Here is a 13,399-nt window from a genome sequence, read left to right on the forward strand (position 1 = left end):
GGCGGGCTAGATCGAAACAATCTAACGATATGACTGGGGGTTTGGGGGAAATGGGGCCGCTTTGCGGCCCTTCGCGGGCAAGACCGCTTAGATAGGGTTGGGGCAATCGATGAACAGGTGTTCTACGGCAAACCGCCGTGCCAGGTAATCGCCGAGTGCCTGTACGCCATAGCGCTCGGTGGCATGGTGCCCGGCGGCAATGAAGCTGATGCCGTTTTCGCGGGCACTGTGGTAGGTCTGCTCCGACGCTTCGCCACTGATGAACAGGTCGACACCGGCGGCAATCGCGGTATCGATATAGCCCTGCCCGCCCCCCGTGCACCAACCGACCCGGCGAATCATCTGCTCGCCTTCGACCAGCAACGGCTCGCGCCCCATCACCTCTTGCACCCGTCGGGCAAAATCGCGCGCCGTGATCGGTTCGGCCAGCGAACCGACCAACCCGACCACTTTTGGGTTTTCAGGGTCCAGTGGCCCCTCCACGGTAATGTCCAGCTGGCGCGCCAACTGCACGTTGTTGCCCACCTCCGGGTGCACGTCCAGCGGCAGGTGAAACGCCAGCAGGCTGATGTCGTGCTTGAGCAGGGTCTTCAGGCGCCGCTGCTTGATACCCGTGATGCAAGGGTTCTCGCCCTTCCAGAAGTAACCATGGTGAACCAGCACCAAGTCAGCCTCGGCCTCGACGGCGGCATCCAGCAACGCCTGGCTGGCTGTGACGCCGCTGACGATGCGGCTGACCTGCGGGCGGCCCTCGACCTGCAGCCCGTTGGGGCAATAATCCTGGATCTTCGCGCTGCCCAGGTAGCGCTCGGCTTCCTCGACCAGGGTGTTCAGAGCGACGGCCATGAAAATCTCCTCGAAATCTGCGTTTTTGCCGGGTTCAACACCCGTATACTGGCCGCCATTATGAGCCGTCGCCGGCCTTGGGGAAACCGGCGGCAGCCGCATGAGGGCAGGCCAGACAAGCCATCGCCGATCAGCGGTTTCAGGTGTATGATCGCGCGCGCTCGCGCCCCGTGGCGCGGCTACTTGGCTCCCGCCCTACTCCCAGGATTCGTTCATGTTCAAGGCTCTGCGTTACTTTGGCTGGCCCCTGCTCACCGGTGTGCTGATCGCCATGCTGATCATCCAGCGCTTCCCGCAATGGGTCGGCCTGCCAAGCCAGGACGTCAACCTGCAGCAGGCACCGCAGACCTCGCGGATCATGCAGGGCCCGGTGTCGTACGCCGACGCCGTGACCCTGGCCGCGCCGGCGGTGGTCAACCTGTACACCACCAAGGTAGTGAACAAGAGCGCCCACCCGCTGTTCGAAGACCCGCAGTTCCGCCGTTTCTTCGGCGACAACCTGCCCAAGCAGAAGCGCTGGGAATCGAGCCTGGGTTCGGCGGTGATCATGAGCCCCGAGGGCTACCTGCTGACCAACAACCACGTCACCAGTGGCGCCGACCAGATCGTGGTGGCGCTCAAGGATGGCCGCGAGACCTTGGCTCGGGTGATCGGCAGCGACCCGGAAACCGACCTTGCGGTACTGAAGATCGACCTCAAAAGCCTGCCGGCCATCACTATCGGCCGCTCCGACAACATCCACATCGGCGACGTGTCGCTGGCCATCGGCAACCCCTTCGGCGTCGGCCAGACCGTGACCATGGGCATCATCAGCGCCACCGGCCGCAACCAGCTGGGCCTGAACAACTACGAAGACTTCATCCAGACCGACGCGGCGATCAACCCCGGCAACTCCGGTGGCGCACTGGTCGATGCCAACGGGAACCTGATCGGCATCAACACGGCCATTTTCTCCAAGTCCGGTGGCTCCCAGGGCATCGGCTTCGCCATCCCGGTGAAACTGGCATTGGAGGTGATGAAGTCGATCGTCGAGCACGGCCAGGTGATTCGTGGCTGGCTGGGCATCGAAGTGCAGCCGCTGAGCCAGGAGCTGGCCGAATCGTTCGGCATGCAGGACCGCCCGGGCATCGTTGTGGCGGGGATCTTCCGCGAAGGGCCGGCGCAAAAAGCCGGGTTGCAGTTGGGTGACGTGATCATGAGCATCAACGGCGAGCCGGCCGGTGACGGGCGCAAGTCGATGAACCAGGTGGCGCGGATCAAGCCCAATGAGAAGATCACCATCGAGGTGATGCGCAACGGGCAGCAACTGAAGCTGATTGCCGAGGTGGGGCTGCGGCCGCCGCCTGCGCCGGCTGCCAATCCGGAAGAGAAGTAAAGCTGCATGGGGCCGCCCCGATGGGGCGGCCCCTGGTTACATCAATGCAGGATCTGGCTCAGGAACAACTTGGTCCGGTCACTGCGCGGCCGGTCGAAGAACTCATCCGGGGCCGCCTGCTCCACGATCTCCCCCTTGTCCATGAAGATCACCCGGTTCGCCACGGTGCGGGCAAAGCCCATCTCGTGGGTCACGCACAGCATGGTCATGCCATCCTCGGCCAGGCCCACCATGGTATCGAGCACCTCCTTGACCATCTCCGGGTCCAGCGCCGAAGTCGGCTCGTCGAACAGCATGATCTTCGGCTTCATGCACAGCGCCCGGGCAATCGCCACGCGCTGCTGCTGCCCGCCAGACAACTGCCCCGGGTACTTGTGCGCCTGCTCCGGAATACGCACCCGCTCCAGATAATGCATGGCGATTTCCTCGGCCTTGCGCCGTGGCATCTTGCGCACCCACATCGGCGCCAGCGTGCAGTTCTCCAGGATGCTCAGGTGCGGGAACAGGTTGAAGTGCTGGAACACCATGCCCACCTCACGGCGGATCGCCTCGATCTGCTTGAGGTCGTTGGTCAGCTCGACGCCATCGACGACGATGCGCCCCTGCTGATGTTCCTCCAGGCGGTTGAGGCAACGAATGGTCGTCGACTTGCCCGACCCGGACGGCCCGCACAGAACGATGCGCTCGCCTTGGCGCACATTCAGGTTGATGTCCTTGAGCACGTGGAACTGGCCGTACCATTTGTTCACACCCTGCATCTGGATGATGCCTTCGGGGCCAGCAGGCTGCTTGATCGCTTCACTCATTTCGAAACTCCTAACGCTTGTGGCCAGTGTCCAGCTTGCGCTCCAGATGCATGGAGTAGCGGGACATACCGAAACAGAAAATCCAGAACACCAGGGCGGCAAACACATAACCCTCGGTCGCCATGCCCAGCCAGGCCGGGTCGGCCGCGGCCTGCTTGACGCTGTTGAGCAGGTCGAACAGGCCGATGATGATCACCAGGCTGGTGTCCTTGAACAGGGCGATGAAGGTGTTGACGATGCCGGGGATCACCAGCTTCAGTGCCTGGGGCAAAATCACCAGCCCCATCGCACGCCAGTAGCCCAGGCCCATGGCCGCAGCCGCTTCGTATTGCCCCTTGGGGATGGCCTGCAGGCCGCCACGTACCACCTCGGCGATGTACGCCGACTGGAACAGGATCACGCCGATCATCGCCCGCAGCAGCTTGTCGAAGCTCATGCCCTCAGGCAGGAACAGCGGCAGCATCACCGACGACATGAACAGCACGGTGATCAACGGTACGCCGCGCCAGAACTCGATGAAGGTCACGCACACCACCTTCACCGCCGGCATCCTGGAGCGCCGCCCCAATGCCAGCAAAATGCCCAGCGGCAACGCACCGACGATACCCACCGTGGCGATCACCAGGGTCAGCATCAGCCCGCCCCACTGGCTGGTCGGCACGCTTTCCAGGCCCAGGTAGCCGCCATGCAGCAGCGTGTAGGCAAGGACCGGGTACAGCACCAGGAAGCCCAGGCCATACACGGCCTTGCGCGGGAAGCGCTTGATGAACAGCGGCGCGGCGCCAAGTACCGCCAGCCACACGGTCAGGTCTACGCGCCAGCGCAGTTCCGCCGGGTAGTAGCCGTACATGAACTGGCCGAAGCGCTGCTGGATGAACACCCAGCAGGCGCCCTCCTTGGTGCAATCGGCGCGGGTCGTGCCGACCCAGTTGGCGTCGATCAACGCCCACTGCACCAGCGGCGGCACAATCAGCCACACCAGGTAGACGGCGAACAAGGTCAGCAGGGTGTTGAGCCAGCTGGAGAACAGGTTGGCCCGCATCCATGCGAGCACGCCGACGGTTTTTACCGGTGGCGGCATGTCAGGTTTGAAAACATGAGCATTCACGGGCGTATCCTCACCGCTCGATCAGCGCAATGCGCTTGTTGTACCAGTTCATCAGCAGCGAAATGCTGATGCTGATGGCGAGATAGACACTCATGGTGATGGCAATCACCTCGATGGCCTGGCCGGTCTGATTAAGCACGGTACCGGCGAACAGCGAGACCATCTCCGGGTAGCCGATACCGGCCGCCAGCGACGAGTTCTTCGCCAGGTTCAGGTACTGGCTGGTCAGTGGCGGAATGATCACCCGCAGTGCCTGGGGGATGATCACCTTGCGCAGGGTCGGGCCCTCGCGCAGGCCAAGCGAACGCGCAGCTTCGGTCTGGCCATGGCTGACCGAACGGATGCCCGAGCGCACGATTTCGGCGATGAACGCCGCGGTATAGATGGTCAGCGCCAGGGTCAGGGCCAGCAGTTCGGGAATCAGCACCCAGCCGCCAACGAAGTTGAAACCCTTGAGCTGCGGCACTTCCCAGTGCACCGGGCTGCCAAACAGCAATACGCACAGACCGGGGATGACGACCAGCAGCGCCAGCCCTGCCCAGAACTTGTGGAACGGCTTGCCGGTCTCGTTGAAGCGTTTGTTGGCATAGCGCACCATCGCCACCGTGGCCACGATCGCCAGCCCCAGGGCAACGGCAAACGGCCAGAAGCCCTCGGCCATCGAGGCACCGGGCATGTTCAGCCCGCGGTTGCTGATGAAGAACATGTCGTCGAAGTTGATGCTGCCCCGCGGTCCTGGCAGGGTCAGAAACACCGCGAAGTACCAGAACAGGATCTGCAACAACGGCGGGATGTTGCGGAAGGTCTCCACATACACGGTCGCCAGCTTGTTGATCATCCAGTTGGGTGACAGCCGCGCCACGCCGATGATGAACCCCAGGATCGTCGCCAGGATGACGCCGATGAAGGTGACCAGCAGGGTGTTGAGCAGGCCGATGACGAACACCCGCGCGTAGCTGTCGGATTCCACATAAGGGATCAGGTGCTGGGCGATGCCGAAGCCGGCACTGCGGTCGAGGAAGTCAAAGCCGGAGGTAATGCCCCGGTGCTGCAGGTTGGTTTGCGTGTTGTGAAACAGGTACCAGCCCAGGCCCACCACGAACAGGATCGTGAGTACCTGGAACAGCCACGCGCGCACACGTGGATCACTCAGGGATAGCCCCTTTTGTGCGCCGATTCGATTTTGCATGAAGTGCCCCGGAAAGTAGGGATTCGAACAGCCTGCGACGGCGGAATGCCGCCGCAGGGTGCAACCATCAGCGCACAGGTGGCGCGTACTGGATGCCGCCGTTGTTCCACAGGGCGTTCATGCCACGGTCGATCTTCAGGTCGGTGCTCTGGCCCAGGTTCTTCTCGAACACTTCGCCATAGTTGCCGACTTGCTTGACGATCTGGACTACCCAGTCTTTGGGCAGCTTGAGGTCTTTGCCGTACTCGCCGTCAGCGCCGAGCAGGCGGGCGTTGTCCGGGTTCTTGGTGGACTTGGCCTCGGCTTCGACGGTTTTCGAAGTGATACCAGCCTCTTCGGCATTGATCATGGCGAACAGGGTCCACTTGACGATGCTGAACCACTCTTCGTCGCCCTTGCGCACCACCGGGCCCAGCGGTTCCTTGGAGATGGTTTCTGGCAGCACCACGTAGTCGGTCGGCGCGGCCAGCTTGGAGCGCTGGGCGAACAGCTGCGACTTGTCCGAGGTCAGCACGTCGCAACGGCCCGATTCCAGCGACTTGGCGCTTTCGTCGGAGGTGTCGAAGGTGATCGGGATGTACTTGAGGTTATTGGCGCGGAAGTAGTCGGACACGTTCAGTTCGGTGGTGGTACCGGCCTGGATGCAGATGGTCGCGCCGTCGAGCTCCTTGGCGCTGGATACACCCAGCTTCTTGTTGACCAGGAAACCGACGCCGTCATAGTAGGTGACACCGGCAAACACCAGGCCCATGCCGGCATCGCGCGAGCTGGTCCAGGTAGTGTTGCGCGACAGCACGTCGACTTCGCCGGACTGCAGTGCGGTGAAGCGTTCCTTGGCGTTGAGCTGGCTGAACTTGACCTTGGTCGCATCGCCGAACACAGCGGCGGCCACGGCGCGGCAGACATCGGCGTCGATACCGACGATCTTGCCTTGCGCATCAGGTACCGAGAAGCCTGGAAGACCGTCGCTCACGCCACACTGGACGAAGCCCTTCTTCTTTACCGCATCAAGCGTGGCGCCGGCCTGGGCGGTAGTCACGGCGCCCAGCGCAGCGGCAGCGGTCAGGACTGCCAGGGTGGTTTTCAACATCTTCATTCACAACCTCCAAATCGCTCTTGTTGTACCGAGCCGGAATTGCACCGCACCCTTTTGAGGCGTATCCGACCCGTGTTGGCTTGTTATTGGGTCAATTGGCGCAATGGGCTGTTCTATGACAGCCTTCGCTTGCAAAGGGTGTTACCGTCACGGCCTGACCCTTGCATCGTATGTTTCGTAGCAAAGGGCGTACCACAGTTGGCGGCTAAAGCGTTTAAGCGCACGTCAAGTAGGCAAAGTTGTATCGTTGCGACATTATTTTTCCGACAATCATTTGCAGCGCCTTCTTTTTAAGCACGCCATAACAAGACCCGCACATTTTCGGAGCAGTCATGACCAACCCGCTGATTCTCGAACCGCAGAAAACCGCCGACGCCTGTGTGATCTGGTTGCACGGCCTGGGCGCCGACCGTTACGACTTCCTACCGGTTGCCGAATTCATGCAGGAACGACTGCTCAGCACCCGCTTCATCATGCCCCAGGCCCCCACCCGCCCCGTGACCATCAACGGCGGCTATGCCATGCCCAGCTGGTACGACATCAAGGCCATGACCCCGGCACGTGCCATCGACGAGGCGCAGCTGGAGGAATCGGCCGAGCAGGTCATCGCCCTGATCAAGGCAGAACAGGCCAAGGGCATCAACCTGACGCGGATTTTCCTGGCCGGCTTCTCCCAAGGCGGCGCGGTGGTACTGCACACGGCTTATATAAAGTGGCAAGAAGCCCTGGGCGGCGTGATCGCCCTGTCCACCTATGCCCCGACCTTCTCCGACGCCCATGAACTGAGCGCCTGCCAGCAACGCACCCCGGCCCTGTGCCTGCATGGTGTGCATGACCCAGTGGTGATCCCCTCGATGGGCCGCACCGCGTTCGAGTACCTCAATACCTGGGGTGTCGCCGCCCGCTGGCACGAGTACCCGATGGAACACGAAGTGGTGGTCGAAGAGCTGGGCGACATCCATGACTGGTTGAGCAAGCAGCTGCAATAAGCCTGATCGCCTGTAGTTGTGGGTGTATTCCGCTACGCCGCGTCGGGATCTTGCTTTACACTGCCCGGCGTACATTCCTTAACCAGTTGATGAGACGATCGTGCTCAAGGCACTCAAAAAAATATTCGGCAAAGGAGACGCCGCGCCCCAGGCCGTCGATCCCGCTGCCAGCGTGAAAACGCCCGAGCCTGCGCCCGCTGCTGTGGCTCAGCCCCAGCCTCAGCCAGCGCCCCAGCCGGCCCCACAACGCGCCGACGCCAGCCAACAGGCCCAAGCGCCTGCCGCTGCCGACAACCCGGCCAAGGACAAACCGCGTCGCGAACGCAAGCCCAAGCCAAAGCCACAGGCCAGCCTGTGGAAGCTGGAAGACTTCGTGGTCGAGCCGCAGGAAGGTAAAACCCGCTTCCACGACTTCAAGCTGTCCAACGAAGTGATGCACGCGATCCACGACCTGGGCTTCCCCTACTGCACGCCGATCCAGGCGCAGGTATTGGGTTACACCCTGCGTGGCCAGGACGCGATCGGCCGCGCTCAGACCGGCACCGGCAAGACCGCAGCGTTTTTGATCTCGATCATTTCCCAGCTGCAGCAGACGCCGCCGCCCAAGGAGCGCTACATGGGCGAACCGCGCGCGCTGATCATCGCGCCGACCCGCGAACTGGTGGTGCAGATTGCCAAGGACGCCGCCGCCCTGACCAAATACACCGGCCTGAACGTCATGAGTTTTGTCGGCGGCATGGACTTCGACAAGCAGCTCAAGGCCCTGGAAGCACGCCATTGCGACATTCTGGTTGCCACCCCGGGCCGCCTGCTGGACTTCAATCAGCGCGGTGAAGTGCACCTGGACATGGTCGAGGTGATGGTGCTGGACGAAGCCGACCGCATGCTCGACATGGGCTTTATCCCCCAGGTGCGCCAGATCATTCGCCAGACCCCGCCGAAAAGCGAACGCCAGACCCTGCTGTTCTCCGCCACCTTCACCGAAGACGTGATGAACCTGGCCAAACAGTGGACCACCGACCCGGCCATCGTCGAGATCGAACCGGAAAACGTGGCCAGCGAAACCGTCGAGCAGCACGTGTACGCGGTGGCTGGCAGCGACAAGTACAAGCTGCTGTACAACCTGGTGACCCAGAACAAGTGGGAACGGGTGATGGTGTTTGCCAACCGCAAGGACGAGGTGCGGCGCATCGAAGAAAAGCTGGTGCGCGATGGCATCAACGCTGCGCAACTGTCGGGCGATGTGCCACAGCACAAGCGCATTCGCACCCTGGAAAGCTTCCGCGAAGGCCGGATTACCGTGCTGGTGGCCACTGACGTGGCGGGCCGTGGTATTCACATCGATGGCATCAGCCACGTGATCAACTTCACCCTGCCTGAAGATGCCGATGACTACGTGCACCGCATCGGCCGTACTGGCCGTGCCGGGACCAGTGGTGTGTCGATCAGCTTTGCCGGTGAGGACGATTCCTACCAGTTGCCGGCGATCGAAGAACTGCTGGGGCGCAAGATCAAGTGCGAGATGCCGCCAGATGAGCTGTTGACGCCGGTACCACGCAAGCACCACTGATTGCCCGAATGCTGACGCCGCCCTTGTAGGAGCGGCCTTGTGTCGCGATAGGGCAGCGCAGCGGCCCCAGCAATCTCTGCACCAAAGCTGAAATTTTGGGGCCGCTGCGCGGCCCTATCGCGACACAAGGCCGCTCCTACAGGGAATCGGCGCAACCTTGCCTACCAGCGCCCCGCCGCTTCCTGGTCACTCTGCTTGCCTTCCACCCAGCGCGGCCCTTCCTGGGTGTTTTCCTTCTTCCAGAACGGCGCCCGGGTCTTCAAGTAGTCCATGATGAAGTTGCAGGCATCGAACGCCGCCTGCCGATGGGCACTGGCCACGCCGACAAAAACGATCGGCTCACCGGGCTCGAGCGCACCAATGCGGTGCAACACGTCGACCTTGAGCAACGGCCAGCGCTGCTCGGCCTCGACCACGATCTTGGCCAAGGCCTTCTCGGTCATCCCCGGATAGTGTTCCAGGAACATCCCCGCTACGTCCCGACCATCGTTGAAGTCCCGCACATAGCCGACGAACCCCACCACCGCGCCCACGCCGACATTCGCGGCGTGCATGGCATTGACCTCGAAACCTGGGTCAAACGCTTCTGGCTGCACTCGCACCGTCATGTTCAGCCTCCGGTCACCGGCGGGAAGAACGCCACTTCATCGCCCTCCGCCAGCGGCTCATCAAGTTTGCACAGCTCTTCGTTGCGCGCGCACATCAGGTTCTGCTCAGCCAGCAACGCATACTGCTCGCCTTTGGCCACCAGCGCCTTGCGCACATCGTCGACTACCGCGAAGTCGCCTTCCAGGCGCTCGGCGTCGAGCCCGAGCAACTCCCGGTAACGGGCGAAATACATCACCTTGACCTTGATCATGCGCCCACCTTGTAGTGGCCGCTCTTGCCGCCGAGTTTTTCCAGCAGGCGCACCTGCTCGATCACCATGCCTTTGTCCACGGCCTTGCACATGTCGTAGATCGTCAGCGCGGCAACGCTGGCAGCGGTCAGTGCTTCCATCTCGACACCGGTCTGCCCGGCCAGCTTGCAGCGGGCTACGATACGCACCGCGTCCTGGCCTTCGGCGCTGAGCTCGACCTTGACGCTGGTCAGCATCAGCGGATGGCACAGCGGAATCAGGTCGCTGGTCTTCTTCGCCGCCTGGATGCCGGCGATGCGCGCCACGGCGAACACATCGCCCTTGGGGTGCTCGCCATCGACGATCATCTGCAAGGTCTGCGGCAACATGCGCACCCGCGCCTCGGCAATGGCCTCGCGCTCGGTCACGGCCTTTTCAGTGACGTCGACCATGTTGGCCCGCCCCTGGGAATCAAGATGTGTCAGCACTGCTCTGCTCCTGTGAAGGGAACAAAGAGTGTAAACCCGTGGGTCAGGTTTGAGCAGCGGAATGTACTGTCAGTGGTGGCCTCTTCGCGGGGCAAGCCCGCTTCCACGGGTTCACCACTCGATTCCAGATCAGTGAAGGCCCCGCTAAGAGGCCGGGCGGCACGCCGCCCGGCTCGAAGGGTTACAGATGCGACTCGGCGTACTCGGCCAGCACCGACCGCGGCACACCCTGCAGGGTGATGTGCACGCCATGGGGGAAGTCCTTGAAGCGCTCGGTCAGGTAGGTCAGGCCCGAGCTAGTCGCGGACAGGTAGGGGGTGTCGATCTGCGCCAGGTTGCCAAGGCAGACCACCTTGGAACCGGAGCCGGCACGGGTGATGATGGTTTTCATCTGGTGCGGCGTGAGGTTCTGGCATTCATCGATCAGGATCAGGCTCTGCTGGAAGCTGCGACCGCGAATGTAGTTCAGCGACTTGAACTGCAGTGGCACCCGTTCAAGGATGTACTCGACGCTGCCGTGGGTGCTCTCGTCATCCATGTGCAAGGCTTCGAGGTTGTCGGTGATGGCGCCCAGCCAAGGCTCCATCTTCTCCGCTTCGGTGCCCGGCAAGAAGCCGATCTCCTGGTCCAGCCCCTGCACGCTGCGGGTGGCGATGATGCGCCGGTAGCGCTTGCTGACCATGGTCTGTTCAATGGCCGCCGCCAGGGCCAGGATGGTTTTGCCGGAGCCGGCGGCGCCGGTCAGGTTGACCAGGTGGATATCCGGGTCGAGCAGGGCGAACAGCGCCAGGCTCTGATGGATGTCTCGCGGTTTCAGGCCCCAGGCTTCCTGGTGCAACAGGGGTTCCTGATGCAGGTCGAGCAGCAGCAGTTCATCGCTGCGAATGCCCTTGATCCAGCCGACGAAACCTTGCTCATCGATGATGAATTCGTTGACGTGCACGGCCGGCAGGTTGTCGATCAGCTGTACCCGATGCCAGGTGCGGCCCCGCTCCTGACGGGTGTCGACCTTGCTGACCCGGTCCCAGAACGAGCCGGTGACCGAGTGATAGCCCTTGGACAACAGCGACACGTCATCGACCAGCTGGTCGGTGCTGTAGTCCTCGGCCGCGATGCCACAGGCGCGCGCCTTCAGGCGCATGTTGATGTCTTTGGTGACCAGCACCACGTCAAGGTCGGTGCGCTTGGCCCGCAGTTCCAGCAACTGGTTGATGATGATGTTGTCGTTGAGGTTTTCCGGCAGCAGCCGGTTCGGTTCGTTGCGCGGGCTCATCAGGATCGACAAGAAGCCTTTGGGCCCACTCTTGCCACGCTGGATCGGTACCCCCTGTTCGACATCGCTGGGCGAGGCGTCACCCAGGGTCTGGTCGATCAGGCGGATGGCCTGGCGACATTCGGCGGCGATGGTCTGCTTGCCGGTCTTGAGCTTGTCGAGTTCCTCCAGCACCGTCATCGGCAGGGCGACGTGGTGCTCCTCGAAGTTGAGCAATGCGTTGGGGTCGTGAATCAGGACGTTGGTATCGAGCACATACAGGATTGGCTTGCTGGAGGAAGGGTTGCGTCCTTGGTCATCCATACTCGGTCACCTTATATCGAAGCCACACGGCGCGGTCTGCTGCGCCGCAGAGTGACTGCCGGTCTTCCCGTATCCGCGTTGCTACGGGCGGGAAGCGAACCTGACACGGTGGATGACGCCACCTGTGCTGCAGGGATCGGCTGTCTGGTTTCTTCATACCGCATAAACCATGACTAGAAAAAGTTTTTTTACGTGTCGGTGAAGTTTATTTTTCCGAATGGCAATCAGGGGTTGGCGAGGGGGCAAGGCGGGTCTACAGTCAAATATTAGTCCCCCTGTCGAGCCTGGCCGTAGGCGTGGCAATCCTCCCAACCGATGCCGCTCTGCGCGGTATTTTGCAGCAACCATTGCACCGCCGGCTGGGCCTTGGGCAGGCTGTCATGGAACTGGATCACGCCCTTGCGCCACAGCAGCATCAAGGTCAGCACCCGTTGCGCCGAGGCCTCCGCGCTCAGCGCGCCATCATCCTGGGCATCGATATCCCATAACGACACGCGCAACTGCTGGCTGGCCATGAAGGCTTCGCCATCGGCCCGACGCTGGCCATAAGGCGGGCGGAACAGCGGCACGTACTGCTCGGGCAGGTCAGCCTGCACCCGTGCCTGGCTGCGCCGCAGCGAGTCCTGCCAAGCCGTCCACTGCGCATGGGAGCGATATTCCCAGCCCTGGATACCTACGCATTGCCCACGATAGAGCTGGCGCAGTGCATTCGCCGCACCGGCATCGCGGCGCTGCTGCAGGCGGTTGCCAAGCACAAAGAACGTGCCCTCGAGCTTCTGCCTGCGCAGGTAGGCGGCGAGCGTGTCGGTATTACCCCCATCAGGGCCGGGGCCGCCGACGAAGGTCAGCAAGAACATGCGATCGTTGAGCTCATCGCCATTGCGTTCACGGCTGGACAGGCGCTCGACCTCGCTGCTGGTTTGCCCCAGCAGCGCTGCCTTGCGCAGCTGCTCGTCCAGGTAACGGACATGGAACTGGTGGCTAGGCTCGACCCAACCGGTGTAGAACGTGCCGACATCAGCGGCAAACGTGGCCGCCTGGGTGCGCAATTCTGCCATCGAAGTAACCGGGTAGCAGAACGAGGCATCTTGCGCGCAGCTGCGCTGGGCCTGTTGATAACCCTGCCACAAGCGCTGCCACATGCGCGCCCGCACCAGGCGCACCTTCTGCAGGTTGACCTGCCGCAGGCCCAACCGCGCCGCCAGTGCGCCATCATCGAGCAGCTCGCTCTCGTGCAGCACCTGGGCGAACGACAGGATCTCCGCGCGCGACGCGACATCGAACAGCGCCGGGCTGTCCAGCTGCTCGGGCCACAGGCTGCGGTCCAGGCTCACCTGGGGCGAAGGGGCGGCCTGCGCGGCCAGGCTCAACAGCGCGGCCAGCAGGGCCGATGCAATGCGCACGGTGGGAAGCTCCGCAACAGCAAAACGCGCACTATAGCGCCTGGCATGCCGATGGTCTTTGACTATCGTCGGCATAGTTTGGACTTGCCTGCCCCAGCCCGTAGAATCGCGCCAA

13 protein-coding genes are annotated in these 13,399 nt (G+C 62.5%); 3 read left to right on the forward strand and 10 right to left on the reverse strand.

Annotated elements, in window-relative coordinates; translation table 11 throughout:
* Positions 1–87 precede the first annotated feature (87 nt).
* Positions 88–846 (reverse strand): Nif3-like dinuclear metal center hexameric protein, encoded by a 759-nt coding sequence (locus LOY26_RS22135; RefSeq protein ID WP_047582657.1) that lies wholly within the window; start codon positions 844–846, stop codon positions 88–90.
* A 214-nt stretch (positions 847–1,060) separates the two neighbouring features.
* Between LOY26_RS22135 and algW the strand changes: the two genes are divergently transcribed.
* Positions 1,061–2,221: a Do family serine endopeptidase AlgW gene (gene algW / locus LOY26_RS22140; protein WP_033702860.1), complete on the forward strand. Its 1,161-nt coding sequence runs from the start codon at positions 1,061–1,063 to the stop codon at positions 2,219–2,221.
* Positions 2,222–2,262: 41 nt separating this feature from the next.
* Here algW and LOY26_RS22145 read toward each other — a convergent pair whose 3' ends face one another.
* From LOY26_RS22145 to LOY26_RS22160, 4 genes are all read right to left on the reverse strand, one after another.
* Positions 2,263–3,027 carry an amino acid ABC transporter ATP-binding protein gene (locus tag LOY26_RS22145; RefSeq protein ID WP_033702861.1) on the reverse strand — a complete coding sequence of 255 codons (765 nt, stop codon included), beginning with the start codon at positions 3,025–3,027 and terminating at the stop codon, positions 2,263–2,265.
* Positions 3,028–3,037: 10 nt separating this feature from the next.
* Entirely contained in the window at positions 3,038–4,135 is a 1,098-nt protein-coding gene (locus LOY26_RS22150; protein WP_033702862.1) for an amino acid ABC transporter permease, read from the reverse strand.
* 10 nt (positions 4,136–4,145) lie between these two features.
* A complete protein-coding gene (locus LOY26_RS22155) occupies positions 4,146–5,324 on the reverse strand; it encodes an amino acid ABC transporter permease (RefSeq protein WP_186663363.1) in 1,179 nt (392 codons plus the stop codon).
* Positions 5,325–5,391: 67 nt separating this feature from the next.
* Complete coding sequence (locus LOY26_RS22160; protein ID WP_186658768.1) at positions 5,392–6,420, reverse strand: amino acid ABC transporter substrate-binding protein; 1,029 nt, start codon at positions 6,418–6,420, stop codon at positions 5,392–5,394.
* Positions 6,421–6,752: 332 nt separating this feature from the next.
* Here LOY26_RS22160 and LOY26_RS22165 point away from each other — a divergent pair, with 332 nt between their 5' ends.
* Together LOY26_RS22165 and rhlB are read left to right on the forward strand one after the other, a co-directional pair.
* The gene (locus LOY26_RS22165; protein WP_186658771.1) at positions 6,753–7,409 is read left to right on the forward strand and encodes an alpha/beta hydrolase; all 657 of its coding nucleotides are present in this window, start codon (positions 6,753–6,755) and stop codon (positions 7,407–7,409) included.
* A gap of 100 nt (positions 7,410–7,509) precedes the next feature.
* Positions 7,510–8,979, forward strand: coding sequence for an ATP-dependent RNA helicase RhlB (gene rhlB, locus LOY26_RS22170; protein ID WP_186658774.1), 1,470 nt, complete (start codon positions 7,510–7,512; stop codon positions 8,977–8,979).
* Positions 8,980–9,140: 161 nt separating this feature from the next.
* Here rhlB and moaE read toward each other — a convergent pair whose 3' ends face one another.
* The 5 genes from moaE to LOY26_RS22195 all read right to left on the reverse strand — a co-directional run bounded on the left by moaE (position 9,141) and on the right by LOY26_RS22195 (position 13,284).
* Positions 9,141–9,587, reverse strand: coding sequence for a molybdopterin synthase catalytic subunit MoaE (gene moaE / locus LOY26_RS22175; RefSeq protein WP_033702867.1), 447 nt, complete (start codon positions 9,585–9,587; stop codon positions 9,141–9,143).
* 2 nt (positions 9,588–9,589) lie between these two features.
* On the reverse strand, positions 9,590–9,835 hold the full coding sequence (gene moaD, locus LOY26_RS22180) for a molybdopterin converting factor subunit 1 (protein ID WP_033703011.1): 246 nt from the start codon (positions 9,833–9,835) through the stop codon (positions 9,590–9,592).
* Positions 9,835–10,305 (reverse strand): cyclic pyranopterin monophosphate synthase MoaC, encoded by a 471-nt coding sequence (gene moaC, locus LOY26_RS22185; protein WP_033702868.1) that lies wholly within the window; start codon positions 10,303–10,305, stop codon positions 9,835–9,837. The genes moaD and moaC overlap by 1 nt, the downstream gene beginning before the upstream one ends.
* 181 nt (positions 10,306–10,486) lie before the next feature.
* On the reverse strand, positions 10,487–11,881 hold the full coding sequence (locus LOY26_RS22190; RefSeq protein WP_033702869.1) for a PhoH family protein: 1,395 nt from the start codon (positions 11,879–11,881) through the stop codon (positions 10,487–10,489).
* A gap of 266 nt (positions 11,882–12,147) precedes the next feature.
* Positions 12,148–13,284, reverse strand: coding sequence for a polysaccharide deacetylase family protein (locus tag LOY26_RS22195; protein WP_258714090.1), 1,137 nt, complete (start codon positions 13,282–13,284; stop codon positions 12,148–12,150).
* Between the last annotated feature and the right edge of the window lie 115 nt (positions 13,285–13,399).

Origin of the sequence: Pseudomonas sp. B21-047 (assembly GCF_024748775.1) — a bacterium.
In the GTDB taxonomy this organism is placed as follows: Bacteria; Pseudomonadota; Gammaproteobacteria; order Pseudomonadales; family Pseudomonadaceae; genus Aquipseudomonas; species Aquipseudomonas capeferrum.